This window comes from Nonomuraea sp. NPDC003707, assembly GCF_053587055.1.
The window spans coordinates 96,434-121,845 of the sequence record NZ_JBSFNK010000029.1 but is presented as its reverse complement, the minus strand read 5'-3'; the positions used below and the strand labels follow the sequence as shown (position 1 = coordinate 121,845).

21 protein-coding genes are annotated in these 25,412 nt (G+C 72.9%); 6 read left to right on the top strand and 15 right to left on the bottom strand.

The features are described from left to right. Positions 1 to 69: 69 nt before the first annotated feature. Both ACWDRB_RS48500 and ACWDRB_RS48495 read right to left on the bottom strand, forming a co-directional pair. The gene (locus tag ACWDRB_RS48500) at positions 70 to 1,701 is read right to left on the bottom strand and encodes a phospholipase A2 (protein ID WP_449906104.1); all 1,632 of its coding nucleotides are present in this window, start codon (positions 1,699 to 1,701) and stop codon (positions 70 to 72) included. Between the two features lie 649 nt (positions 1,702 to 2,350). Next, positions 2,351 to 3,283, bottom strand: a complete 933-nt coding sequence (locus tag ACWDRB_RS48495) for an MBL fold metallo-hydrolase (protein WP_449906102.1) — start codon at positions 3,281 to 3,283, stop codon at positions 2,351 to 2,353. A 79-nt stretch (positions 3,284 to 3,362) separates the two neighbouring features. Between ACWDRB_RS48495 and ACWDRB_RS48490 the strand changes: the two genes are divergently transcribed. Next, positions 3,363 to 4,124: a TetR/AcrR family transcriptional regulator gene (locus tag ACWDRB_RS48490; protein ID WP_449906099.1), complete on the top strand. Its 762-nt coding sequence runs from the start codon at positions 3,363 to 3,365 to the stop codon at positions 4,122 to 4,124. Here the strand turns inward: ACWDRB_RS48490 and ACWDRB_RS48485 are convergent. Then, complete coding sequence (locus ACWDRB_RS48485) at positions 4,056 to 4,547, bottom strand: FBP domain-containing protein (protein WP_449906097.1); 492 nt, start codon at positions 4,545 to 4,547, stop codon at positions 4,056 to 4,058. The genes ACWDRB_RS48490 and ACWDRB_RS48485 overlap by 69 nt on opposite strands. Before the next feature lie 69 nt (positions 4,548 to 4,616). Here ACWDRB_RS48485 and ACWDRB_RS48480 point away from each other — a divergent pair, with 69 nt between their 5' ends. The 5 genes from ACWDRB_RS48480 (at position 4,617) to ACWDRB_RS48460 (ending at position 10,443) form a co-directional block, all read left to right on the top strand. After that, a complete protein-coding gene (locus ACWDRB_RS48480) occupies positions 4,617 to 5,186 on the top strand; it encodes a TetR/AcrR family transcriptional regulator (protein WP_449906094.1) in 570 nt (189 codons plus the stop codon). A 340-nt stretch (positions 5,187 to 5,526) separates the two neighbouring features. Then, positions 5,527 to 6,027, top strand: coding sequence for a MarR family winged helix-turn-helix transcriptional regulator (locus ACWDRB_RS48475; RefSeq protein WP_449906091.1), 501 nt, complete (start codon positions 5,527 to 5,529; stop codon positions 6,025 to 6,027). After that, positions 6,018 to 7,268, top strand: a complete 1,251-nt coding sequence (locus tag ACWDRB_RS48470; protein WP_449906088.1) for an MFS transporter — start codon at positions 6,018 to 6,020, stop codon at positions 7,266 to 7,268. The genes ACWDRB_RS48475 and ACWDRB_RS48470 overlap by 10 nt, the downstream gene beginning before the upstream one ends. Positions 7,269 to 7,468: 200 nt before the next feature. Next, complete coding sequence (locus ACWDRB_RS48465) at positions 7,469 to 8,974, top strand: serine/threonine-protein kinase (protein ID WP_449906086.1); 1,506 nt, start codon at positions 7,469 to 7,471, stop codon at positions 8,972 to 8,974. After that, positions 8,974 to 10,443, top strand: coding sequence for a protein kinase domain-containing protein (locus ACWDRB_RS48460; protein WP_449906083.1), 1,470 nt, complete (start codon positions 8,974 to 8,976; stop codon positions 10,441 to 10,443). The genes ACWDRB_RS48465 and ACWDRB_RS48460 overlap by 1 nt, the downstream gene beginning before the upstream one ends. Here ACWDRB_RS48460 and ACWDRB_RS48455 read toward each other — a convergent pair. The 12 genes from ACWDRB_RS48455 to ACWDRB_RS48400 all read right to left on the bottom strand — a co-directional run bounded on the left by ACWDRB_RS48455 (position 10,440) and on the right by ACWDRB_RS48400 (position 25,410). Continuing rightward, the gene (locus ACWDRB_RS48455; RefSeq protein ID WP_449906080.1) at positions 10,440 to 12,308 is read right to left on the bottom strand and encodes an ABC transporter ATP-binding protein; all 1,869 of its coding nucleotides are present in this window, start codon (positions 12,306 to 12,308) and stop codon (positions 10,440 to 10,442) included. The two genes, ACWDRB_RS48460 and ACWDRB_RS48455, sit on opposite strands and share 4 nt — an antisense overlap. Continuing rightward, positions 12,301 to 14,124 carry an ABC transporter ATP-binding protein gene (locus ACWDRB_RS48450; protein WP_449906078.1) on the bottom strand — a complete coding sequence of 608 codons (1,824 nt, stop codon included), beginning with the start codon at positions 14,122 to 14,124 and terminating at the stop codon, positions 12,301 to 12,303. Before ACWDRB_RS48450 ends, ACWDRB_RS48455 begins: the two co-directional genes overlap by 8 nt. Next, positions 14,097 to 15,278, bottom strand: a complete 1,182-nt coding sequence (locus ACWDRB_RS48445) for a lanthionine synthetase LanC family protein (RefSeq protein WP_449906075.1) — start codon at positions 15,276 to 15,278, stop codon at positions 14,097 to 14,099. Before ACWDRB_RS48445 ends, ACWDRB_RS48450 begins: the two co-directional genes overlap by 28 nt. A gap of 83 nt (positions 15,279 to 15,361) precedes the next feature. Further along, complete coding sequence (locus tag ACWDRB_RS48440; protein WP_363982701.1) at positions 15,362 to 15,508, bottom strand: hypothetical protein; 147 nt, start codon at positions 15,506 to 15,508, stop codon at positions 15,362 to 15,364. A 53-nt stretch (positions 15,509 to 15,561) separates the two neighbouring features. Then, positions 15,562 to 17,931, bottom strand: coding sequence for a lantibiotic dehydratase (locus tag ACWDRB_RS48435; protein WP_449906072.1), 2,370 nt, complete (start codon positions 17,929 to 17,931; stop codon positions 15,562 to 15,564). 5 nt (positions 17,932 to 17,936) lie between these two features. Beyond that, entirely contained in the window at positions 17,937 to 18,794 is an 858-nt protein-coding gene (locus ACWDRB_RS48430; RefSeq protein ID WP_449906069.1) for a thiopeptide-type bacteriocin biosynthesis protein, read from the bottom strand. 68 nt (positions 18,795 to 18,862) lie between these two features. Next, positions 18,863 to 21,829, bottom strand: coding sequence for an AAA family ATPase (locus ACWDRB_RS48425; protein ID WP_449906067.1), 2,967 nt, complete (start codon positions 21,827 to 21,829; stop codon positions 18,863 to 18,865). A gap of 6 nt (positions 21,830 to 21,835) precedes the next feature. Further along, complete coding sequence (locus ACWDRB_RS48420; protein WP_449906064.1) at positions 21,836 to 22,021, bottom strand: aroma-sacti cluster domain-containing protein; 186 nt, start codon at positions 22,019 to 22,021, stop codon at positions 21,836 to 21,838. After that, positions 21,979 to 22,698 (bottom strand): iron-containing redox enzyme family protein, encoded by a 720-nt coding sequence (locus ACWDRB_RS48415; RefSeq protein WP_449906061.1) that lies wholly within the window; start codon positions 22,696 to 22,698, stop codon positions 21,979 to 21,981. The genes ACWDRB_RS48420 and ACWDRB_RS48415 overlap by 43 nt, the downstream gene beginning before the upstream one ends. Then, positions 22,695 to 23,678: a hypothetical protein gene (locus tag ACWDRB_RS48410; RefSeq protein WP_449906059.1), complete on the bottom strand. Its 984-nt coding sequence runs from the start codon at positions 23,676 to 23,678 to the stop codon at positions 22,695 to 22,697. The genes ACWDRB_RS48415 and ACWDRB_RS48410 overlap by 4 nt, the downstream gene beginning before the upstream one ends. Next, entirely contained in the window at positions 23,678 to 24,757 is a 1,080-nt protein-coding gene (locus ACWDRB_RS48405) for a hypothetical protein (protein ID WP_449906056.1), read from the bottom strand. Before ACWDRB_RS48405 ends, ACWDRB_RS48410 begins: the two co-directional genes overlap by 1 nt. Further along, positions 24,757 to 25,410 carry a GAF domain-containing protein gene (locus tag ACWDRB_RS48400; protein WP_363982680.1) on the bottom strand — a complete coding sequence of 218 codons (654 nt, stop codon included), beginning with the start codon at positions 25,408 to 25,410 and terminating at the stop codon, positions 24,757 to 24,759. The genes ACWDRB_RS48405 and ACWDRB_RS48400 overlap by 1 nt, the downstream gene beginning before the upstream one ends. Positions 25,411 to 25,412 lie beyond the last annotated feature (2 nt).

The following is a 25,412-nucleotide window of genomic DNA, read 5'->3' as shown; positions in this document are numbered from 1 at the left end:
CGCCGACATGAGGGGGTGGCCGGACGGCGATCGATCCCGCCGTCCGGCCTCTGGGGTCACAGCGAGTGGTTACGTCGCGTTCGCGCCGTTCTTGGGGTTGCCCTTGACGCGGACGGCGGCCCAGTAGACGAGGGCGATCCGCCGGCAGGCCCCGCGGACCAGGATGAAGTAACCGCCGCACACCTTGTCGCGCAGCGTGATGTAGAACCTGTTGTCCACGTCGGCCTTGCGGCTGCGGTCGAGGTAGTACTTGTACTTCTTGTACGTGTTGCCGATCAGCCCGTACCCGTAGTCGTGCGAGTCACAGGCCGGCCGGTAGTCGAAGCCGCTGGGGCGGTCCGGAGCCTGCGTGCAGTGGTCGTGGTTGATGCCCATGACCTTGAAGCCGCTGGCGGTCCGCTTCCAGCTCGGGCTGTGCCAGCCGTAGTGCGCCGCGTAGGCCATGCAGCCGATCTTGGTCCACCACATCCAGTCCTTGGCCGTGGGGCAGTACTTCGGATAGGCCTGCGTGCCGTCGATGCCGCCCGGGATGAAGTCGCCCGGCGGCGGCTCCGGGGTCACGGGGCTGGGGATCCCTCCCGAGCCCTCGATCGGCGTGTCGGCGGTCGGCCGGTCGGCGTCGACGGAGGTCGCCTGGGGGACCGCGCTGCCCGCCGGGAAGCTCAGCTGCCACGCGCCGTTGCTGCGCGAGTCGATCGACGTCAGGCGGCCGATCTCGTCGTAGGCGTAGGTCGCCTGGGTGGTGCCGTCGCTGGGGTCGGACACCGTGCGCAGCAGCCCGGACAGGTCGTACGCGTAGTGGGCCGCGGTCTGCGGCGCCTCGGTGCCGAGGGTGACCGTGACCTCCTTGAGCCGGCCCGTGAAGTCGCCGAGCGAGGAGGTGCCGGCCGTGGTGGACGTGGCGTAGGTGAACGCGAGGGTGGTCTCGGGGGCTTCGGCCCCGGCCGGTTCCTTGATGGTGCTGATGCGGCCCTGGGTGTCGTAGCCGACCGTCGACTTGCCGTACGCGGTGGTGCCGACGCTGGTCACCCGCCAGGTGTCGGTGCTCTGCAGGCCCGCCGGCTGCGCCCAGGTGTAGTTGAACTTGAGGTCGGCCGCGCTGACGGGGTTGCCGTTGGCGTCGGTGAAGGTGTCGTCACCGGCGTCCTGGGTGGTCGCATCCACCGTGATCGCCTCGGCCATCGTGGTACGCATCGCGCCGGCGGTCGCGTCCCACTTGGTCGTCTCGGTGAGCTTGGCGCCGGTGGCGTCCTCGTAGGTGTTGATGCCGCCGCCGCCCGGCAGCGAGACGCTGCTCTTCAGGTCGTAGCGGGTCGAACCCCCTTCTTCCAGGTCCGTGACGACGACGGCGCCGTTCTGGACCTCCAGCTTCCGGTTGATCGCCCCGCCGAGGAACTCCCCTTGCCAGCCGGGCCCGAAGACGGCCAGCTCGGGGCGGGTGGCGGGGGCCGACTGCGGCCGGGCCAGGTCACCGTTGGCCGCGGCCACGCCGTGCCGGCGGCCGATCGCGGCGAAGGACACGTCCGATTCGGCGATCTTGAAGGTGCCGGAGTCGGCGAAGTACTGACCGGGGCCGACCTCCTGAACCTCGGCCGGGGGCGGCTCGGCGACGGCAGCGGTGGAGGTGGAGGCGGAGGCCTCGGGAGAGAGGAAGGGGATCAGCACCGCCGAAAGGGCGACGGCGGTCGTTAATCGGCGCAATTGGGCCTCCCGAGTGCGCGGGTGAGTGATTTGATCACCTGGACAGTAGATGATCGGAAATCACTCCACAAGGGTCTGGACAGCCATTCGGATCGGTGCTCAAATCGCATTCGGAGTCGCACCCTTCGCGCCCTTCGGTAAGCGGTGACGCGTTCGACGGACCCGCATTTCCAGACACCGCCGGCGCTCGTATAATCCCAGGCCAGAGCGGTTTTCTGGGTGAATTTATGGCGCCCTTATCGGGTCTCTGATGAAGATGAACCGATGTCCCGCTGAATTCGTATGGCGGTAATGTAGTGATTTTATGGCGGTCCCGCCGACCATTATTCGCGGGGGATTGCCGCGCCATTGCCCCCGGGGGTCAAGGCCCGCTTCGGCGCCGGGGGCGGCGGGCGTTCGACAAGGGTGTGAATCGGCGATCGCGAACCAGGGCCGGTCCGGGCCGCGCGTGACGCGCAGCGGGATCAGGGGCATCACGATGACGACGGTCACCAGGACGCCTGACGCGATCTCGGTATGGTTGGCGGGCGGCACGCCAGCCACCGGACCTGCGAGTCTTTCCCACGTACGCCCCGACCGAGGTGCGGCATGCGCCACCCCGGTCAGTATGGCCTGTGCGCCGTGCCCGGCGTCGCCGCAGGTCCAGGCGCTATGAGGCGGCCTCGTGGTAGAAGGCGCGGGCGGCGAAGCCGATCCACTCGGGACGTTCCCAGGTGGCCCAGCGGGCGCGGGCGGCCTGGTCGATCGCCGCCGCGGTCTCCTCCTCGGTGGCGCCGGAGGCACGCAGGCGGGCGGCCTCGGCGCGGACGTAGGCGAGGTAGTCGCGGACGTCGTGGAGCAGGGAGGAGTCGGTCACCTCGCCGTGGCCGGGGACGACGACCTCGGGGGAGAGGGCGATGAGCCGGTCGAGGACGTCGATCCAGCGGGCGCCGTCGACGTCGACGTCATGGGGCGGAAGGTACGGGGTGATCGGGAAGATGCGGGTCTCGAACAGGTCGCCGCCGAAGAGGATGCGGTCGTCGACGAGGATGATCTGGTCGGAGGCGGTGTGCGCCGGGCCGGCGGTGCGCAGGACCGCGGTCCGGCCGCCGAGGTCGAGCTCCGCCTCGCCGTCGTAGACGAGGTCGGGGTCGACGAGGGTGACGTCCTGGAGCTCGGCCGCGACGGCGGGGCTCAGCCCCTTGAACATGTCGAGGTAGGCCGCGCCCTTGCGGCGCAGCTCGGCGCGCTGGGCGGCGTTGTAGACGATGGTCGCGGCCCCCTGGAAGGCCTGCGCGCCGAAGCCGTGCTCGGGGTGGAAGTGGGTGACGGTCAGGTACAGGCGCCGGTCGCCGGCCAGGAGGCGGGCCTGCTCCAGGACGTGGGCGCCGTTACGGGGTCCCATGCCGGTGTCGATCACCAGCGCGGCCCGCTCGCCCACGACGATGCCCACGTTGGGGACGAGCTCGACGCGGCCGTCCGGGATGACGTACACGCCGTCGGCCACCTCGACCGGCTCGCCCCGCACGATAGGCGGCGGGCTCTGCCGGACGTCCGGCACGACGCTCTGTCCGGCGGACGGCGAAGACGCGGTGGGGCACATGACCCACTCCAATCTGAACAGTGTTGAGATGGCTTTTCGCGCAGCGTAACACGGATCTGATCGGTGTTAAGATCGGCTCATGGCGAAGGGGCGTTACCACCACGGCGACCTGCGCGCGGCACTCCTGGACGCCGCCGAGGAGCTCGTGCGCGAGCGCGGCGCCGACGGCTGGTCGCTACGCGAGGCCTCCGCCCGGGTCGGCGTCAGCCCCAGCGCCGCCTACCACCACTTCGCCTCGCGCGACACGCTCGTCCGCGCCCTGTCCGAACGGATCCTCTCCCACCTCGGCGACCTCCTGGCGGACGCCTGCGAACAGGCCGGCGAGCTGAGCGGTGCAGGTGCCGGTCCGCGGGTGCCCGTCGGCGAGACCGCCGATCCTCTGCGGCGCCTGATCGCCCTCGGTCGCGGCTACCTGCACTGGGCGGTCGAGGATCCGGCCGTGGCCCGCCTCGTCTTCGGGGCCGGCGCGACCGGCCCGGACTCCCGGGTCTCGCCCCACCCGCACGACGTCCTGACGGCCGAGCTCGACCGCCTCGCCAACCTCGGCGCTCTCCCGGCGGCGTCGCGCCCGGGGGCCGAGTTCGTCGTCTGGGCGCCGATCCACGGCCTCGCGGTCCTGCTCATCGACGGACTGATCCGCGTCGACGACGCCCGGGCCTTCGACCTCCAGGCCGAACGCGTCATCCGCGCCACCCTCAACGGCCTGTGCCAGGAGCCCGCCCCCTCCGCGGGCTGGCCCGCCGTCCACACCACGCACACCGACCGCCGCCGGTCACACCTTGGCCAGGAAGGCGAACAGGTTGGCCCGGGTGCGGGCGACCTTCTCCGGCAGGCTGAGTGACTCGTCGATGGCCCCGTCGCCGGCGGCCTTCTTCTTGCCGCGTACGTACAGGGAGCAGTCGAGGTCGGTGCACAGATACTGCCCGACCGTGTTGCCCTGACGGCCGGCCTCGCCGGTCCGGCGCGCGGTCATCAGCGCGACGCCGCCGCTGGTGTGCATGGTCAGGCATAGCGAGCACATGCTGCGCGAGGTGAAGCCGCGCGACGTGCCGGACGTCACCCGGAGCGCGATCCCGACGAAGGAGCCGTCGCGTTCGGCCACCAGGTAGGCGCGTTCGGGCGCGCCCGGATCTCGCCACCCGAGGAAGTCGAGGTCTTCCCAGGGGCTCTGCGTGAAGTCCCTGGGCATGCTGAGGCGCTGGGTCTCGCCCTTGGAGCAGTTGATGAACGACGCGCGGATGTCCCGCTCGGTGACTGGTCTCATGGGCGGCGAGGCTAGCTCTTCTTAAGGCTATTATGCAAATACTTAAAGGGTGTAAGAAAGGTGGGGCGCATGGCGCGGGCGGGAGTGACCCCGGAGCGGCTGACCAGCGCGGCGGCGGATTTGGCCGACGAGATCGGCTTCCAGAATGTGACCGTCTCGGCGCTCGCGCGCGGGTTCGGGGTCAAGCCCGCGGCCCTGTACGCGCACGTCAAGGACGCGCAGGACCTGCGGTTCAGGGTGCGGGAGCTGGCTATGGGGGAGCTCGCCGACAGGGTCGCCGCCGCGCTGGCCGGCCGGGCGGGCAAGGAGGCGCTGGTGGCCTTCGCCAACGCCTACCGGGACTACGCGAAGGAGCACCCGGGCAGGTACGCCGCGACGCAGCTCGAACTCGACCCGGTGGCGGCGGCCACCAGCGCGGCGGGCCGGCACTCGGAGCTGGCGCGGGCGCTCCTGCGCGGCTACGACCTGTCGGACCCCGACCAGACGGACGCGATACGGCTGCTGGGCGGCACTTTCCATGGATACGTGTCCCTGGAGACGACGGGCCGATTCGCCACCAACCCGCGCAGCGCGGACGTGTCGTGGTCCAGGGCCCTGGACGCGCTGGACGTCCTGCTCAGAAACTGGCCGGGAGCCTGAAGCTCTGTAGTGGCCCTGTGGCGGATATATAGCTTCTGCGCCGAGTGTCGTGCGAAGAGCAGTCGCTGTAAGGAGGCGAGAAAAGTGGCCGAAAGCGCCTTCCTCATCGCCTTGGCGGTGCTGGCGAGCACCGTCATCCTGCGGCGGAACGTGGGGCGGTATCTGTCCCGCCGACGGCGTCCGCCTCGCACCGCGCCCGTGTTCGTGCCGCCTTGCTGCACTCCGGCCACCGCTCGCCGCCGCCTCCGGCCAGGTCGGTCGGCCAGGTGCGCGTACGAACGGGTGCGGCGCCACGCCTGACATTTAACAGTGCTTATATAAGTGCTGTTACGATTTGCTCATGGCCGATTCCCATGAGCTCGACCCCAGCCGGCAGAGCCTCTGGCGCCCGCTGCGGCTGCTCCAGGCGTCGATGGACGCCGACATCGCCCGGATCTACGCCGAGGAGCGGATCGAGGGGCTCAAGCCGAGCTACGTGATGGAGCTGCTCCGGCTGCACGCCCGCGGACCGATGACCATCACCGAGCTGGCCGAGTCGGTCAACCGGACGCATTCCGCGCTCAGCCAGAAGGTGGCCGCGATGCGCGAGGCCGGCTGGGTCGAGACCGTCGCGGGCGACGACGCGCGCAGCAAGAAGGTGACGCTCACCGACCGCGCCCGCGACGTCGTCGGCCGCCTGGCGGCGGAGTGGCGGGCCACCGAGGCCGCCCTCGCCGACCTCGAGGCCGAGCTCCCCTATCCGCTCTCCCGGGTCGTCACCGACATCGAGCAGGCCCTCGAACGCAGGAGCTTCCACGACCGGATCGCCGAGAAGCTGGCACAGGACCCCGAATGGGGCTGAGGAGCACGCTGCTCGACGTGACCCCGCTCCGGTCGTCGCCGCGGTTCCGGCGGTTATGGATCGGCCAGGCCCTGTCCGGTTTCGGCGGCCAGATGACGATCGTCGCGGTGATGTTCCAGGTCTGGGAGATGACCGGCAGCACCGCGTGGACCGGCGCCGTCGGCCTGGCGCAGGCGATCCCGCTCGTGGTGCTCGGGCTGTTCGCCGGCTCGCTCGTCGACCGGGTGGATCGCCGGAGGCTCTGCCTGATCACGACCATCGGGCATGCCGTGTGCTCGCTCCTTCTCACGCTCCAGGGCTTCTTCGGGCCCCTCCCGCCCGCCGGGATCCTGGGGCTGGTGGTCGCGCATTCCTGCTTCGGCGCTGTCGGAGGCCCGGCCTCGCGTACGTTCATCGCGCACCTCCTGCCCAAGCACCAGCTGGCCGCCGGGCTGGCGCTGAGGCGCATCTCCTTCCAGGGCGCCATGCTGATGGGCCCCGCGCTGGGCGGGCTGATCGTGGGCGCGCTGGGCGTCGGCGGCTGCTACCTGATCGACACGCTCACCTTCGTCGCCGCCTTCTACGGCGTGATCGGTCTGCCGCGGATGAGTCCCGAGGGCGCGCCCGCCCGCCCCGGACTGCGCGGCGTGCTGGACGGCCTGGCCTTCCTGTCCCGCACTCCCGTCGTTCGCGGAGCCCTGCTCACCGACCTCGCCACCACTGTGCTGTCCATGCCGATCAGCCTGTTCCCCTTGATCAACGCGGAGCGGTTCGGCGGCGACCCGCGCACGCTCGGGCTGTTCCTCACGGCTATAGCCGTCGGTGGCGTCGTGGCCTCCGTCTTCTCCGGGACCTTCACCCGGCTGCCCCGGCCCGGCCTGGTCATGCTCGCCGGATCCGCCACGTGGGGCGGGGCGCTCGCGCTGTTCGGCGTGTCGACCGACCCGTGGGCCGGGCTGGCCTTCCTCGTCCTGGCCGGCGCCGCCGACACCGTCTCCGTGGTGTCCCGGAGCACGATCGTCCAGCTGCACACCCCGAACGAGCTGCTCGGCCGGGTCAGCGCCGCCGAACAGATCGTCGGGCAGGCCGGCCCCGACCTCGGCAACATGCGCGGAGGCCTTGTCGCGGACGCCACCTCGGGGGCGGCGGCCCTGATCAGCGGCGGCCTGCTCTGCCTCGCCGCCGTCGCCGCGGTGGGCGCGTCCACCCCGGACCTGCGCCGCTCCTCCACCGCCCCCACCCCCACCTCGGCCGGCACCTAGCCAGGATGCTGCGGGAGCGGTCGAGCGGCCGGGTTATCCGGCGTCGTGAGCTGTAAGGGCGCAGGCACTCGAGGATCATGGTGCCGACGGCGGGCCGGGCGCCGTGGCCTGATCTCGCGCGGGTTTACCTGACTGGCTCACTGCGTCTGACATTTCCCGCTATGGTGCCGAAGATCCCCTACAGTCGTCACAGGAGTCCCATGTCGCGCGTCGAGCCTCTGCGGGAGGGCGATCCCACGGCTGTGGGGCCCTACCGGCTGTTCGGGCGGCTGGGTGCGGGCGGCCAAGGGGTGGTCTACCTGAGCCAGGGGCCCGACGGTCGCCCGGTCGCGATCAAAGTGCTGCGCGAAGGGCTCGCCGACGAGCGGTTCGCCAAGGAGATCGACGCGGCGCGCCGGGTGGAGCCGTTCTGCATCGCCCAGGTTCTCGACGCCTCACTGGGCCCGCGGCCGTACATCGTGACCGAGTACGTCGAAGGGCCCTCGCTCCAGCAGGCAGGTCGTCACGTCGGTGCCGACCTGCAGCGGCTCGCGGTGGCGACCGCGACCGCGCTGGCGGCCATCCACCAGGCGGGCATCGTCCACCGCGACTTCAAGCCCGCCAACGTGCTGCTCGGGCAGGGCGGGCCGCGGGTGATCGACTTCGGGATCGCCCGGTCCGTCGAAGCGGGGGCGACGGCCACCAGCAGCATCGTGGGGACGCCCGCGTACATGGCGCCCGAGCAGCTCGCCGGTGAGCGGATCGGGCCGGCCGTGGACGTGTTCGCGTGGGCGTCGGTGATGGTGTTCGCCGCCACCGGGACGCCTCCGTTCGGCGAGGACTCGCTGCCCGCGGTGATCAACCGCATCCTGCACAACGAGCCGCAGGTCGGCGACCTGCCGCAACCGCTGCGCACGATCCTCCTGGCGTGCCTGGCCAAGGATCCGGCCCACCGGCCGAGCATGCAGGACGTGTTGCTGTGGCTCCTGGGCGGACAGGCCCCCGGGCCTCCGGCCGGGGCCGGCGGCGGCAATGGTGTGTCCACGGTCCCGGGACGACGGCGGCGGCGCGGGAAGGGGACGGCGGTCATCGCGGTCGTCTCCGGCGTGGGGGCGCTGGCGGTCGCGGGCGCCGTCGCCTGGGCGGCCACGAACGTCCGGTTCCAGCCACAGCGGCCGAGTACGCAGGCACTGGCGTTGACCTCCGCCGGGACGCCGGCCCGGACCTCGACCCCGGCTCCCGCTTCGACTTCGACTTCGACTTCGACTTCGACTTCGACCAAAGCGCGCCAGCGTCCGAAAAGGAGCAAGAGCCCGTCGGAGCCGGTGACCCCGACCGTGAAGAAGACCGTGAAGCCGACGCAGCCCGCTCCCAAGCCGACGACCGCGTCGGCGAAACCCTCGTCGGGCGGTGGCTCCTTCCGGGTGGTGTGGATCCGGGCCATGGGCGCCAGGAAGGCCAACACCCAGGACTGCCAGATCGGCCAGACCAACACCTTCGGCCTGGTCGAGGGGACCAAGCTGGCCACCAGGTTCCACTACGAATGGATCCTGGACGGACGCGTGGTCGAGCGCTCCGAGTCCGTCATCGCCGAATCCCACACCATGCAGGTCGTCGGCCCGCTCGTGAAGTCGAACGGCCCTCACAAGATCACGCTCCGCGTCACCTCGCCCGCGACGGCGTCCAGGGCGCTCTCGTTCACCATCTGCCCGGTCGGGACCGAGTGATGAACCCGCTCCTGCCGGAGGATCCCCCGGCCGTGGGCCCGTACCGGCTGCTCGGGCGGCTGGGCGTGGGCGGCCAGGGCGTGGTCTACCTCGGGCAGGGGCCCGACGGGCGGCGGGTCGCGGTGAAGGTGCTGGTGGACGGCCTGGCCGACGACCACCGCTTCGCCAAGGAGATCGACGCGGCGCGCCGGGTGGAGCCGTTCTGCATCGCCCAGGTGCTCGACGCCTCGCTGGGCGGGCGGCCGTACATCGTGACCGAGTACGTCGAGGGGCCCTCGCTCCATCAGGCCGGTCGCCACTTCGGCGCCGATCTGCAGCGGCTCGCGGTGGCGACCGCGACCGCGCTGGCGGCGATCCACCGGGCCGGGGTGGTGCATCGCGACTTCAAGCCCGCGAACGTGCTGCTCGGCCGGGACGGGCCGCGGGTCATCGACTTCGGGATCGCCCGCGCGGCCGGCCATTCGCTGACCGTGACGAGCAGTATCGTCGGCACGCCCGCGTACATGGCGCCCGAGCAGCTCGCGGGCGCCCCGCTCGGTCCCGCGGTGGATGTGTTCGCGTGGGCGTCGGTGATGGTGTTCGCCGCCACCGGGACGCCTCCGTTCGGCAACGACTCGCTGCCCGCGGTGATCCGGCGCATCCTGCACGACCAGCCGTACCTGGGCGACCTGCCGGGTCCGCTGCGTCCGATCGTGCTGGCCTGCCTGGCCAAGGACCCCGCCGCCCGGCCCGCCATGCAGGACGTCCTGCTCCGGCTCATCGGCGCCCCGCCCACCGGCCCGACGGGCGAGGTCGCGAGCCGCCGGGACGGCACCGTGGCCCGCCGCCCGCGCGGAAAAGCGCTGCTGGCGGGCGCCGGGGCACTGGCGGTGGCCGGGGCCCTGGTGGCCGGGGCGATCATGTGGATGCCCGCACCGGCGACGACGGCCGCCCCCAGCGTGGCGACGACACCCGCGCCCTCACCCTCGGCCGCGGGCCGGGGAGCCACCGGCACACCCAGCGCGTCGGCCAAGAAACCTGCCAGAACTCCCGCCAAGACGCCCAGCGCGCCGGTCAGGAAGGCGCGTCCCACCAGGACGGTCGCCTCCACCCCCACCGTCTCCCGCGCCCGGCCGACCCCCAAGCCCACGAAGGCCACGAAGACCACGGCCGCGCCGGCGGGGACCGTACGCCTGGTGTCGCTGACGCTGGACGGCCTGCAGACCGAGAAGGGCTGCTGGTCGCCCAGCCTCTTCCCGGTCGCCTCGCTCAGGGGCCCGTCGGGCAGGCAGGTGGAGTACGGCTACCGCTGGGTGGTGGACGGCCAGGACGAGGGCTGGAAGACGGACTGGGTGACCGGCACGACCAAGAACCGGCGCAACCCCTTCGGAGCCTTCGAACCGGGCCGGCACACGATCGTCTTCCACCTGCTGACACCGTCGAAGGCCACCAGGAGTGTGGCGTTCACGGTGTGCGAGCGCTACTCCTAGAGTTCGGCCGCCACCGGGGGCGCGTCCTCGAAGTCCTTGTCCAGGGCGTCGGTCCACGAAGGCTTCGTCTCCTCGTACCCCTTGGCGTGCAGCCGGTAGAGCGTGGCGTACAGGCCGTCCAGGGCCATGAGCTCCGCGTGGCTGCCCAGCTCGCGGATCGTGCCGCCGTCCAGGACCACGATGAGGTCGGCGGTGCGCACGGTGGCGAACCTGTGGGAGACGAAGACCGTGATCGTGCCGTTCTCCGTCTGGTTCGCGGCGATCTGGAAGCGCCGGAAGATCTCGTACTCGCTCGCCGGGTCGAGGCTGGCGGCCGGCTCGTCGAGGACGCGGAGGATCGGCGCGTCCCGCATCATCGAACGGGTCAGCGCGACCTTCTGCCACTGCCCGCCCGACAGGTCGGTGCCGCCCGGGAAGGTGGGGCCGAGCTGGGTCCGCAGGCCATGGGGGAGCAGGCCGGGCAGTCCGGACCCGCCCGCGCGGTCGAGGGCGTCCCTGACGGCGGGCTCGTCGTCGATGCGGGGCAGGTCGCCGATGCCGGCCGACTCCTGCAGCAGGAACTCCAGGCGGCAGAAGTCCTGGAAGCAGGCCGTCACCCGGTCGCGCCAGGCCTGGACGTCGTAGCCGGCCAGGTCGCTCCCGCCGTACGTGATCCGGCCCGCGGTGGGGTCGTACAGCCGGCACAAAAGCTTGACCAGCGTCGTCTTCCCGGCGCCGTTCTCGCCGACGACGGCCACGGTGCGGCCGGCGGGAAGCCGCAGCGACACGTCCCGCAACACCGGCCGGGCGGCGTCCGGATAGCTGAAGGAGACGTTCTCCAGGACGAGGTCGGAGCCGGCGGAGGGCGCGGGGGCGCCCGCCTCCCGCGGCCGGATGCGGGCCCTGGCGTGGTCGTCCAGCCACAGGTAGTAGCCCATGGCGCGCAGCGTCTTCTGCATCCAGGTGAGCATCTGGATCAACCCGGAGACGCTGCCGGTCAGCTGGCCGCCCAGCGCGATGGTGAGGACGACGTCACCGGGGCTCGCCTGACCCCGCACCGCCGCCGTGACGACGAGGTAGAGCGCGCCGGCGAAGCCCGCGCCGAAGATCAGCCAGCCGACGGAGGTCCACACGGCCGTACGGGCCTCCGCCTGCCGCCGGGGCCTGTCGACCTGCTCCCACAGGGCGCGGTGGCGGCCGGCGATCTCCTCCTGCAGGCCGAAGACCCGCAGCTCCTTGGCCGCACTCGGGGAGCAGGCGGTCGTGAACAGCCCCTGCCGCAGCCGCGCCGGGGCCACGGTCGTCTCCTCCGCCCTGGCGGCGGCCTGCTCGCCGCGCCGTACGGCGAGCACTGTGGGCAGGGCCAGGAGCAGCAGGAGGAGGAACTCCGGGCGGACGCTCATCAGCAGCGCGACGGTGGAGCCGAAGGCGACGATCGCCCGCAGGTTCTCCACCAGGGCCCCGAAGGCCGAGCCGAGCGAGGTGCGGTGGCTGCGGAGCAGTTCGAGCTGGTCCTGATAGGGCGGGTACTCGTGGTGGTCCAGGTGCGGCAGCCCGCTGGTCATCGCCATGATGCGCTGGTCGAGCAGGAGCCCGACCCGCTGCTGCAGCCGGATGCGCAGGTCCGCGGCGACCGTGCCCGCGACCTGGCCGGCGACGAGCGCGCCCGCCAGGATGAGGGCGGCGGTCAGCATGCCGGGCAGGTCCGCCTCGACCGCGGAGTTCACCATGCGCTGCAGGCCGACCGCCGTCACGGCGGCGACGGCGCCGACCACGGGCGCGAGCCCGAGGACGAGGGCGGCCCTGGGGGCGTCGGCCTTGAAGGCGGCCCCGATCAGCAGGGCCATGGCCCGGACGGCGACGCGCGGGGAGGTTCGGTCAGACATGGCGGGCCTCCCTGAACGGCGCGCTCTGCAGGGTGAACAGGTGGGCGTACCGCCCGTCGAGCGCCATCAGCTCCTCGTGCGAGCCGTACTCGATGACCTCGCCGCCGTCGATCACGCAGATCCGGTCCGCCAGCCGTACCGTGGCGAACCGGTGGGACACCAGGATCGTGGTGAGCCCGCGGGTGATCTCCAGGAAGTGCTGGTAGATCTCGGCCTCGGCGCGCACGTCGAGGTTGGCGGTCGGCTCGTCGAGGATGAGCACGCGGGCGCCGTGCTCGACCGCGAACAGCGCGCGGGCCAGCGCGACGCGCTGCCACTGGCCGCCGGACAGGTCGGTGCCGCCCTCGAACCTGCGGCTGAGCGGGGTGTCCCACCCCGCCGGGAGCCTGGGCAGGAAGTCGTTGAGGCCGGAGAGCTTGGCGGCACGGTCGAACGCGCCGTTGGAGCGGTCGGCGTCGAGCCGTCCGAATCCGACGTTGTCCCGCAAGGACAGCTCGTAGCGGACGAAGTCCTGGAAGACGATCGCCAGCTGGCGGCGCCAGGCGAGCGGGTCGAGGGTACGCAGGTCCACGCCGTCGACCGTGATCCGGCCGGAGACGGGGTCGTAGAGCCGGGCCAGCAACTTGATCAGCGTGCTCTTGCCCGCGCCGTTCATCCCGACGATCGCCAGTGACGAACCTGCCGGGATGCTCAGGTCCAGGCCCTTCAGGACCGGACGGTCGGGGTAGCCGAACCGTACGTCCTCGAACCGGATCCCCTGCGCGGGCCACCGCTCGTCCGGCGCGACGGTGTCCGGCCGGCTGAGCTCGGCCTCCACCCCGAGCCGGCCGACCGCCAGGGCGTGCGGCACGGTGGCGCTCGCCTGGGCCAGAATCCACTGGATGTCCCCGATCCAGCCCAGCGCGCCCATGGCCGCGATGGCCTGCAGGGCGACGGTGATCGACTCCACGTCGAACCGCCCGCCCGCCACGGCGAAGGCCAGGTACGCGAACACGGCGGCATGGGACAGCGCCAGCACGACCGGGCCCACCGTCCTGCTGAGCAGCCGGCCCGACCCGGCCAGCGCGTCCATGCCGACGAGCCAGGCCCGGGTGAAGCGGTCGTGCAGCCAGTCCTGGAAGCCGAAGACCCTGACCTCCTTGGCCGCGGCGTCGCCGATCGCGAGATCCCGGGCGTAGGCGGCCTGCCGGAGCGCGGGCATCGACTCTTCCTCGGCGTCCACGGCCTTCCTGACCTCGCGCAGCCGCCATCGGGACAGCGTGATCCAGGCGGCGGCCAGCGGCAGCGGCAGCCACCATTCGACGGTGGCGAGCAGGATCGCCGCGGCGAGCCCGCCCAACCGGCTGGTCGCGAGCCTCGTGAGAGACGTCACGGCGTCGCCGGGCGGATAGCCCGTCGCCAGTCCCTGCGCGAGCTGGATGCGGTCGGCGATCGCGGGATCGCTGAGATGACCGATGCCGACCGGGCGGAGCGCTCCTTCGAGGGTCGTCTGGCCGAGCGTCGCGTTGAGCCGCCGCGCCAGCTCGGCGGAGATCATCCCCAGGACGGGCGTGAGGGCCAGCCGCGCCACGAAGATGGCGATGAAGACGGCCAGATCCAGCGCGAGGCCCGCGTCCCCTGCCGCACGGCTTGCCACGTCTCCGACGACGGCGGCGCCGGCCAGCATGAATCCGCTGCTCAGCAGGGCCTGCAGGAGCACGACGGCGGTCAGGGCAGCGGTCAGCGGGAGCGACACGCGCGGCAGGAGGCGGACCACCTCCAGCACGCCGCTCGCGCCGCGACCGTGGGTCACCTCAGTCCCAGTGCGGCCAGCCATCGCCGGTCACCTCCGCTCCTCGTCAGCAGCGCGGACAGCATCCCGGGTGCGCCCATCAGCAATGACCAGCCGGTCTCCGCGAGCGCGGCGGGCTCGTCGAGGCGGCCCATGAGGTGGTCCGTCAGGTGATCCGCGAGTTTCGCCGCCTCCGGCAGCCCGGCGCATCGGGCGAAGGAGTCGAACACGAGCATCAGTCCGGCGGCCCCGTGGCAGATGCCCAGGTCGTCCAGATAAAGGTCATCGTCGTACGCCGCCAGGAACGATCGCGCCGACTCGAGGGCGAAGGCGGCCAGGTCGTCGTCGCCGAGCACGCGTGCGGCTTCCCACAGTGTCCAGGCGTTGCCGGGACAGCCGTAGCACCACGCCTGCCGCCGCCCGTTTCCCTTGGGCGCGCGATGGCCGTCCAGCCGGGTGGTCCCGAACGGCCAGGTGATCACACCTCTGTCGTCGACGTAGGATTCGGCCACCAGCCGGCCCGCGAGCCGGCGCAGCAGGTCGTTCAGCTCCTCGCTCAGCCCGTCGGCGTCGGCGGCGGCGCGCAGGGCGGTCACGATGCCGGGCAGCCCGTGGGCCAGGCCCAGATTGATGCGGTCGACGTTCCAGCCGCGCAGCTTCTCGCCCTGGTACTGGCCCACCCGCAACCTGGACAGTGCCTCGTCCTCGCAGAGCAGCGCCAGCCGGGCGATCAGCGGTGCCCGGCCCGCGGCGTCGATGTCGGGATCGATGGCGAACGCCACGAGGACGCCCGCCGGGCCCACGATGAGGTCGTAGTCCTCCCATCCGACGTTCGCGGTCCGCCAGCGCGGGGCGGCCACGTACTCGATGAGCCTGGCCCGCTGTTTCGCCAGCGGCTCGTTCAGCCGCGGCCACGCCGTGGCGGCGATCCGCAGGCCGAACATCCTGGACGACGCGCCGCCGCCGAAAAGGCCCGGGTGGTAGTGAGGGCTGCGGAAGTCGCGCAGCCACGTGACCACGGCGCGGGAGGCGGCTGACTCGTCCGGCGGACGAGTCTGACCGGCGGCCAGCGCGGCGAGGATGGCCGGTCCGGAGTCCGGCCTGTTCTGCGCCGGCTCGGCCGGCACGGCGTATTCCCGAAGGAGTGTCTCGGCGACCGCCTGCACGGCGGCTCGTTCGAGCACGTGGGTCGATGTCACGACGATGCCCTTTCAGCGGATGCCGGCTCACATGTGGATCGCCAAGGACGCCGCCTGTTCGCGGCGCCCCTGGCGATCGCGGTTCAGCAGGTCCCGGTGCACATTCCGCTGCACGGGTCGGTGAACGCGGGGTCCGAAATGCTGTGGACCTCGAGCTCGTCGACCAGTTCCTCGACGTCGTCCTGGGGCTCGGGGATGTCCTGGGGCTCGGGGGTGGTGTTCTCGGACATGGCTGGCCACCTTTCTGTCTTGTCTTGACGGGGTGTTTCGGGCATCCGGCCGGTCACGTCGTTCCGGCCGAAATCTGGGCCGCGGCGACCGCCAGCTCTGTGGGCGGCACCGCGTGGGGCAATCGAACGGCGACCTCCGCGGCCACGCGCTCGGTACCGTGGTCCGACACGCTCAGGTCGTCGGCCGCGGGCAACATCTCCGTGACGGTGAGCTCGTCCCCGGCCGCGAGCTCCTTCAGGGCCTGCTCGAACACCCGGACCGCGCGCACGCTTTCCAGGTCGCAGGCCAGCGGGCGGTATCCGGACGGGCCGGCGACGAACACCCAGCGGGGCAGCCCGAGCCGGTCCCGAAGCCTGCTGAGCGCCCGGAGCCCGGCCAGGTCTCCGCCGCCGGCGAGGTCCAGCCGATCGGCGGCGATCCGCCACTGCGCGGCGGAGACCACCAGCGATCCCGCCACGGTGATCCGGGGGACGAAGGAGCGTCCGGGGAACGCGGTGAGAGAGCAGCGCAACCGGCGGTACCGGGGGGCATGCTGCTGGGAGTCGGCGCACAGGATCCGGGTCAGCACGCTCCACGGCGTCAGGGGGCTGCGCGTCGCATGGGTGCAGATCCGTACGGGTCTCCCGGCGTGGGAGATCACGACCCGATCCGCTTCACGATGCGCGGTGAGCTCTCCCAGCGGCAGGTACCGCGCCGCCCCGGTACGCCACGTCGTGCCGTAATGGCCGGGGTCGGGGTCGCCGGTCCAGAGGGAGGTGTACCTCGGCCTGCGGATCGCGTTGGCAGCTTGCGGTACCAGCGGCGGAATCAGCAGCTCCACTGACGGTACGCCACTGATTCGGTCGAGCTCGGCGAGAAACGCCCGGTAGGCGTCGGCGGCCGGCACCGTCCCGTGCAGCCGCCGCAGCGTCTCGACGAAGCGCGCGTCGAGGACCGCGGCCGGGCCGGCGTTGTCCAGCACCCACCCGCCGCCGGGGAGCGGGCGGACCACGCAGTCGACCGGCCAGGTGATCGGGGCGTCCGGTGCCCCGACGGCGTCGAGCATCGACGGGGTGATGTCGATGACGGGTGCCGCGTCCGGCGACGCGGCCATCAGGTCCAGCAGCCGCGCGTAGCCGGAGCCGGGGCGGTGTGCCGGTGGCCAGGCGTTCTGCGGGAGAGCCCGGTGGTTCAGCTCTCCCTCCTCGGTCCGGGCCGCCAGCTCCTCGGCGAACACGTCCATGACGGGGCGCGGTCGCGGGCCGATCCGTTCCCGGAGCCTGCTCTCCGGCCTGGGCTCGTCCTCGCCGATCAGCAGGCCGAGCCTGCGGTACTGCTCGAAGGCCCGCTGCAGGGCCGCCAGGTCGGCGGTGAAGGCGCCGTCGGCGCGCCGGTACACGTCGACGAACCCGGCACCGGCGTCGGAGGCGGTCGAGCCGGAGGTCTTCTCCCATCGGCCGCGCCGCTGTCTCAGCGGCGCCGAGACCTCGAGCACGCCGAGCCGGACGAGCTTGCCGACGAGACCCGGAGGCGAGCCGGGCTCCAGCGCGGACACCGGGCGGACGCCGGATCGCAGGGCCTCGACGATGCGGTCGAGCGCGGGGCTCCGCCGCAGCCGGTAGGCGAGCAGGTCGGGCGTGGCGGAGGCCTGATCGACCGTCCAGACCGCGAGGCGGTCGCCCTCCACCCGGTGCAGGGGCGTCATCGACAGCCGGTGATCCCGGCGCAGCCGGTCCGCGGCCGATCGTGCCAGCTCCAGCCTCCTGGCGTGCACGTTCTCCGTCCAGTCGACGGCGACCTGGCCGTTCACCGAGAGGCCGGGCGACTGTTCCGCCACGGGCACCAGTGACACCTGGCCCAGCCAGGTCCGGGGGGTGGTCTTGACCGCGCCGCGGGCGATCATCCGCCAGAGGTAGTCGCTGCGCCTGCGCAGCTTCTTGGAGGTCCACGGCTCGCCTTGGGCCAGCCGCCGCTCGATGTCCGCGAGCACGTCGGAGGGCAGGCAGGCCCGGCCGCCGGGCATGGAGCCGAGCAGGTGCCATGGTGCCGCCAGCAGGCGGTCGTGCTCCTTCTCGACCTGGGCCCCGGCCTGCTCCTCCAGCCGCAGGAGCTCGGCGGACAGCGAGGCCACGCGGTCCAGGTGGGCGGTCAGGCCCGGGGCCGTCACGATCTCGCGCAGGCGGCGGGCCTGGTCGCCGGTGAGGGCCTGGCCCTGGTGCAGGCGGCGCCGTACGGTGAGGACCGCCCGCCGTGCCGCGGCCGGCAGCTCCGGCCTCGGCACCACCTCGTCCCCGAGCCGTCCGGCGAGGTCGGACGCCTCCCGGAGGTAGTCGTCATGGACGTGGTTCAGCGCGCGTACGGACGCGAACAGGTCGGGGGAGGAGGCCGCCAGCCAGAGCCGGATGGGCAGCCCCGCGACGCGGAGCACGGCCGATTCGCTCATCGTGGTCACCGCGCGTCACCCTCTTCACGGGCCAGCAGCGCCTCGGCGATCAGGGCCTGCCGCACCGACGGCAGGTTCGCCCGGTTCCAGTGGAAGATGACCAGGTACGACGCCACCGCGCGCGGTCCCATGGCGGCCGATCCGCTCTCGAAGTAGTCGCGGAACCAGCGCTCGCCCTCCTGCCGGACGGCCTGCCGGTGGTCCTCGGCGAGGTCCGCCGCCTCGGGGGACAGCTTGGCGGCCAGCGCGTCGGGCGACGGCCAGACCTCCCGCAGCGCGGCGGCCAGTCGCGCGAACCGCGGATCCGCGACGGCGGTCGCGGCGAGGGGGCGGTGCCGTCGCACCCGCTCCCAGACCCCGAGATCCTCCCAGCCCACGATCTGCAGCGCGCCGAACAGCGACCGGAGCAGCAGCAGCGACATCGCCCACGAGGGCCCGGGGTTGTGACCGGCCAGGCGGAGCCGGTGGTAGTCGAGCCAGGCCAGCGAGTCGGCGGTGAAGACCCGATGGACGCTGCGCATCGACTCCGGCCCGCCGAACAGGTACGTCTCCGGCTCGTACACGCCGGGACGCCAGTCGCCGAGCACGCCGTCCCTCCGCCAGGCGGTCAGCCGGTCGCGCACCAGCGGGTCGAGCTCGGGCGACGCCGGCCGGAACCGGATGCGCAGGCCGGGGGGCTTGTGCATGAAGAAGAAGTCGCGGGCCAGCCCGTCGCGGACGGCCTGCCGGGCGGTCCCGGCCAGCTCCGCGTAGAGGTCGCCGGACCGCTCCCGAATCGGCGTGAGACCGAACTGGAGCCAGCGCTCCGCCGTGTCCTCCAGGACCGTCCCCGGCAGGACCTCGGATTCCGCCGCCCGCTTCATTCGCCTACCTCCTCGGTGCCGTCTCTACGATCGTCAGGGAGGGGCTTCAGAGTCGGTTCATAGTCGGCTCATACGAGCGCGCCGATCGTGCGCAGGGCTCTGACGTCGCGTTTCACCTCGGCGTCCGCCCTTGCGAGGCCGGCCACCCGTTCGACGAGCCCGCGGTCCCGGCAGCCGACCGCGAGACGCAGCGACACGAGCAGGGGCGTGATCCGGGCGCCTGCGCCGCGCACCCCGTCGAGGCGGGCGCCGGCGCGGGCCACGTGCCCGGCCGCCGCGTCCGGGCGGCCCTCGCGGAGCGCGGCGGCCGCGGCGGCCTGCTCGATCAGGACCTCGACGTCCCAGCTGCCGGCGCTCTGCGCACCGGGTGGACCCGCGTCGGGCGGGTCGTCCCCGCCGAACGTCGCGTGCCAGAGCCTGGCCGACTGCGCGCCCGCGCTGAACCCGATCGCGTCGAACCGCCGGATGGCGCGCTCCAGGGCCTGCCCGGCGCCGTCGTGGTCGCCGTGCCGTTCCGCGAGGGTCGCGCGGAACATGTCGAGCCCGGCCAGCCCGGGCTGGTGCCCGATCCCGGCCAGGATGGACCGGCCCTCGTCGAGCAGGTTCGTGGCGGCGGCCGAGTCGCACGTCATGTCCGCGAGCAGGGCCGCCGGGCAGCCGACGGCCGCGCGTACCGTGTGGGCGTCCTTGAGCTCGGCGTGCAGCTGCGCGCAGATCGCCGTGGCCGCCGGGGCGGGGGTGTCGCCGTAGGCGAGGCAGAGCGCCAGGTTCCCGTGGATCTCGGTGGCGCCGAAGCACCAGCGCGCCCGCCGCGCGTGACCGAACGCCTCGTGCAGCACGCCTTCGGCCGTCACGTAGTCGCCGTCCTCCATGTGCCCGATGCCTTCGAGCAGCAGCACCCTGGCGTACGCCGCCGGGTCGTCGGCCCGGTACGCCAGCTCGCGCGCCTGGCCGATCAGGGACCGGTGCCATCGCCCGGTCATCGTGGAGCGGGCCACCGCCTCGTTGAGGGTGAGCTGCACCGCGGCCGCCAGATTGTCGTCGGTGTCCCAGCGCTTCCTGGCCTCCGCGATCCGGGCCAGGGTCTCGTCCGCCCGTCCGGCGGCGGCCGTGGCGTACGTCTCGACGGCCGCGATCTCCAGTTCGAGGCCGGGCAGGCCGGAGTCGAGCCGGGAGACCTGGCTCGCGGTCTGCAGCGCCATCGACAGGTCGCCGCGCGAGACCGCGAACTGGGCGGCGGAGCACAGAGCACGCGCCGCGCGGGCGGCGGCGTGCCGCTCCTCCGGCCCGCCCGGGCGCAGTTCGAGCCAGGCGGCGTGGGCGCGCCCGGCGTGCAGGGCGCACAGCTCGATCTCCGACGGATGGCGGTCGACGCGGGCCTCGGCCAGGTCCGCGACCTGGGCGTGCACGTGGGCGCGGTCGGCGAGCGGCAGCCTGCCGTACGCGACCTCGGCGACGACCGGCGACTCGACCTCCAGCTCGCCGGCCGGGCTCGCCCGGGTGACCAGCAGCCCGTCGCCGAGCAGCTGGGCGAGCGTCTCGTCGAAGGTCTGGTCGAGCGGCGGGTCCAGGGCCGCGGCGACCTGCTCCAGATCCCCGGCGACGCAGCCGCCGCCGAGCGCGCCGGCGATGGCGAGCAGCCGCTGGGCGTCCACGCCCAGCTGGTCGAGGCGGGCGCCCACCGCCGCCTCCGCGCTCGGCGCGATGAGATCGGTCCGGCCCTCGGCGTCCACCTGCAGGTGGACGAGCTGTTCGAGGTAGAGCGGGTTGCCGGCGCTGCGCCGGGCGAGGTCGTCGCTCAGCGGGAGCGGCCCGAGCCGGGCGGCGACGGTCTCCGCCAGCTCCTGGGCGTCCGCCGGGCCGAGGGGCGGGACGCGCAGCGTGGTCACCGGCCCCCGGGTCAGCGGCGGCTCGTCCACCCGGCCGCTGAGCATCAGCACGGCCCGGACGTCCAGGTCCGGATCGTCCAGGCCCTCCGCGAACTCCCGCACCGCCGGGGACATCCACTGGCAGTCGTCGAGGACGAGGACGACCGGACGCCGCTCCGCCGCCTCCCGCAGCAGCTCCCGCAGCGTCCAGAAGATCTCCTCCTTGCCCTGGGGCCCCTGCCCCCTGGGCACGTCTCCCCCCAGGGCCTCGGCGAGCTGGTAGAGGGGCCAGTAGCCCAGCCGCCGGCCGTCGCGCCGGCAGCGCAGGGTCAGGAACCGCGCGTCCGGCGCCATCCGCCGCGCCGCCTCGGCCACCAGCCGGGACTTCCCGACGCCCGGCTCGCCGGACAGCACCACGGCGGGGACGCCCGGCCGGCGCAGACCGTCCCGCAGCGCGGCGACGAGCTCGTCCAGCTCGGAACGGCGGTCCACCATCGGCGTGCGCGCCTCGCCGGCGTGTCCTTCCGGGGTGTCGGCGATCTGCCAGGCCCGCAGCGGCCGGCTGAAGCCCTTGGCCGCGATCGGCTCGATGGACCGGGTGGGTACGGCTCCCCGTACGAGCAGCCAGGTCCGCACGTCCATGACGATGCCGTCGGCCGGCGCGGCGGCCTGGAGCCGGGCGGCGCGGTTCATGACCTCGCCGATCGCGAACGAGGAGTCCCGCTCGGAGAGGGCGACCTGTCCCGAGGCGATCCCGAAGCGGACCGAGAAGTCCACCCCTCGCGTACGGCGCAGGTCGGCGGCCTGGCGCGCGATCCTCTCCAGGGAGACCCGGGCACACTCCACCGCGCGGACCGCGTCGTCCTCGTGGGTGGCCTCCACCCCGAAGACCGCGACCACGGCGTCGCCGATGAACTTCTCCACCCGGCCGCCCTGCTCGGTCGCCGCCCGGCTCACGTCGGCGAAGTACGTGGCCAGCGTGCCCTGCCAGACCTCGGGGCTGAGGCCGCGCGCGAGCTCCGTCGAGCCGGCCACGTCGCCGAAGAGCACGGTCACGAACCGCAGGGTGGTGCGGGCGGCGGACGCGGGGGACAGGGCACTGCCGCACGACATGCAGAAGCGGGCGGCGGCGGGGTTCTCACCGCCGCATTGAGCGCAGGGTCGCATCACCGGTCACCAGCACCAGCCGCCGCTCGCGTACGCATGCGCTTCGACGTCCGCGGCCTCCTCCATGCGCTCCTTGATGGAGGCGAGCACCTGGAGTTCCTCGTCGCTGAGCGACTGCAGCACCGCGATCTGCTCCTCTGACGCGGTCGTCAGGTCGAAGCCGGCGGCTTCCAATTGGTCGATGGTCGCCATGACCTCTCCTTTCCTGCGGCGTTCGCGCGCAGTTGGACGGCGTCGACGAGCTGCGCCAGGCCGTATGCCGTGTTGAGTGCGCTCAGGCCGATCAGCGACTCCGCCTCGGGGGTGAGCGGGAGCCCGTCGATCGCGCGCCACAGCTCCTCGCGGTGCGTGCCGTCCACGACGGCATGGGTCACCAGCGTGCGGAACGCGTCCAGCGGCAGGCCCGTGCGCCGGGAGAGCAGGGGCGCCAGATCGGGTGGGGGCGGGTAGCCCTCCAGGACGGCGACGTGCCCGAGCAGCGCCACCGGGTGGGCGTGCCTGATCCAGTAGTACTGGCTGCCGACCACCGCGGCGACGCAGGGCGGCGGCGGGTCCGTGAACAGGGTCTGGGCGTCGCCTCCCGCGCGGGCGTAGTCGTTCACCACGTCCCGGTCGTGGCCGTACTCCTCGTGCACGTGCCGGGCCAGATAGACGGCGACGCCCCGCGCGATCTCGTCGTCGCGGGCCAGGCACGCCGTGGTGGCGTCGAGGATGAGCGGTACGGTCGCGCGCAGCATGCCGTGCAGGGCCCTGAGCCATTCCAGGTAGAGCTCGCGCGGTGCGGGGTGCCGCCACATCCGTTCCGTCCTGGCCAGCAGCGCGGGCATGACGAGGTCGATCTTGGCCATCAGGCGCATGCTGGTGGTCATGTCCCGCCTCCCCGGCCCATGAGGGCGGTCAGCAACCGGGCCCCGTCGTCCCCGGCGGTCTCGTGCAGGCGCCAGCACAGGCCGCAGACGTCGGGGTAGCGGGCGCGGGCGAGCGCGGCGAACGGCGGCAGCCGTACCAGGTCGTCCGGCCGGACCGAACCGACGGCGCGCAGCAGCGGGTCGTCGCGGAACGCGGCCAGCGCGGCGCGCACCTCGGCCGCGCCGGTCGCCCGCCGCCGCAGCCCCCGGGGGCCGTCGCCCGTGATGACGCTCTCGTTGCAGCAGCCCGTGATCACGCCGTCGTAGCGGACGGTCGGCGACGCGGTCAGCGGGCACGCACTCAGCTCGGCGACGCCGTGGCGGCGCCCGATGGCGAAGACGCCGCTGCCCCGGCCCGCCCGCAGCGGGGTGATCAGCGTGATCTCCGCGCGCCGGGACCAGTCGTCCCCCAGCGTGTCGCGGAGGACCCCCTCGGCGAACGGCACCGCGCCGGGCTCGTCCAGGAGCTGGAGGACGATGTGGCAGCCGGCCCGCGCCGCGTGCGCGACGGCGCGGCCGAACCGCCGCCGGTCGACGGCGGCCTGGTGGAAGCGGTCCGTGCTGAGGATCACGGTCGAGGACCGTTCCAGCACCCGCGTGATCCACCGCGGGCATCGGGGCCCCGACGCCCAGTGGCCGCTGGAGAAGAGAACGACGTCCTTGCCCGCGTCCGAGAACGCGTCCACGGCGAGGATCAGCCCGCGACGCTCGGCGAACGGCTCGCCGCCCGAGATCGCGACGGCCCCGATGCCGGGTTCGGCGCAGATCCCCGCCAGGATGTCCGCGAAGAGGCGGTGGTCGGTGATGCGCGGGCCGGCCGGGAGCGCGGCGACGGAACAGTGCGCGCACCCGACCGGGCACCGATCGGTGAGGTAGAGCAGCACGGTGCGGCCACGCGTACGTCGCAGCCGCTCGATGTCCGCTAGCCTCAACCGGCGCATCACCGCTCCCGACCCTCCCAGCCGAGCGTCACCAGCTCGCTGTAGCGCGTGATGCCGTGGCGGCGGGCGAAGCCGTACGGGCCGTGCCGTTCCACGAGACCGCGTACGGCGCTCTCCATCGCCGGACCGGCAGGCGAGTCCAGATATCCGGCGACCCGTTCGCCCAGCCCGCGGTCCTGATGCAGGGTGACGCAGACGTCGCAGTAGCCGGGAGCGGCGGCGCCCGATCCGAACCGCGCCTTCGCGTAGCGCGGTCCGAACATCCGCACGGCCCGCGCCAGCGGCCGGTCCAGGTGGCGCCGGCGCAGCACCGGCCAGGGATCCTCATCGGCGTGCCCGAGCACCAGGTGCGGCGGGCGGGCGGCCGCGGCGAGGTCGTCGTTGCAGCAGGTGAGGACCGTCCCGTCGTAGGTGACCAGCGGCCAGGCCGCCATCTCGCACGGCGCGGGCGCGGCGGCCAGGGTTTTCGGGCCGGCGCGCGGGCCGTCCAGGGTCTTCGCGCGCCCGACCGGCCGGAGCGGCACCACGAGCATGGGCACCTGGTCGGCGAACTCCTCCCGAACCTCGCGCACCAAATCCGCGACGTAGGGGTCAGCGCCGCCGTCCCCGGTGATCTGCACGCTCACCTGCGGCCCCCAGGAACGGATCTCGTGCAGCACCCGGAAGGCCGCGCGCCTGCTCACCTCCCGCTCGTGGAAGCGGTCGAGGCTGACCGCGAAGTGATCGACCGCCGAGATGGCCGCCCGCAGGGCGGGCGGCACCGCGTGCCCGCCGCGGGCGAAGTACAGCCCGGACAGCAGGTACGACCGCGTCCCCGACAGCCGCGCCGAGTCGGCGAGGTCGCGCACCAGCCGCGGCCGCAGGAGCGCCTCACCCCCGGACATGGCGATGAACTCCGGATGCTCCTGCCTGGTGAAGGACGCGACCAGCCGCCGGAAGGGCCGTTCCGCGTGCTCCGCGCCGTCCATGGCGGACTCCGTCGAGCAGTGCGCGCACGACAGCGGGCAGCGGCGGGTGAGGGCGAGGAAGACGCCCGCGGCGGGCACGGCGCGCAGCACCGCCATCTCGGCCAGATGCATCAGGTCGCTCCGTGGCCCGTGGTGGCGGTGACGAACTTGCTCAGCGCGTTGAGCAGCTCGTCCACCGCGGTGTCGGAGGCCTCCGTACGGCTGAGCGCGATCTCCAGCCGGCTCCAGGGGGTGAGGCCCTCCCTGGCGCTCCGGGTCAGCGAGCGGGCGGCGGCCATGAGCGTGAGCGTGATCGCCGTCTGGGCGGCCAACTCGGTGAACAGGTCGATGGCCGCCATCTCCCCGAACCGCTGCAGCGCCGGGTCGAGCACCTCCATCACGCCGATCGTGCGGTCCTCCAGCTCCAGCGGGGCCGCCATCAGGACCTTCGGCACGTACCCGGTGCTCTGCGCGAACTCCCGGTCGAAGCGCGGATCCTCCTGGACGTCGCTGAGCAGCACGGTCTCGCCGGTCTGGAACACCCACCCGGCGACGCCGCGCCCGGTCGGGATGGCCACCCCGAGCAGCCGGTCCTCGCCCTCCCCGGACGACGCCTCGAACACCAGCCGGTCGCGCTCCTCGTCGTACAGGAACACCGACGCGGCCGACGCCGAGAACGTCAGCCGGGCGAGCCGTACGGCCGACCTCAGCAACTCGTCGTGCTCGGTGGGGCGCAACAGCCTCCCCAGCGAGGAGGTCAGGGAATCAGGGATGCCCACGCCCATGG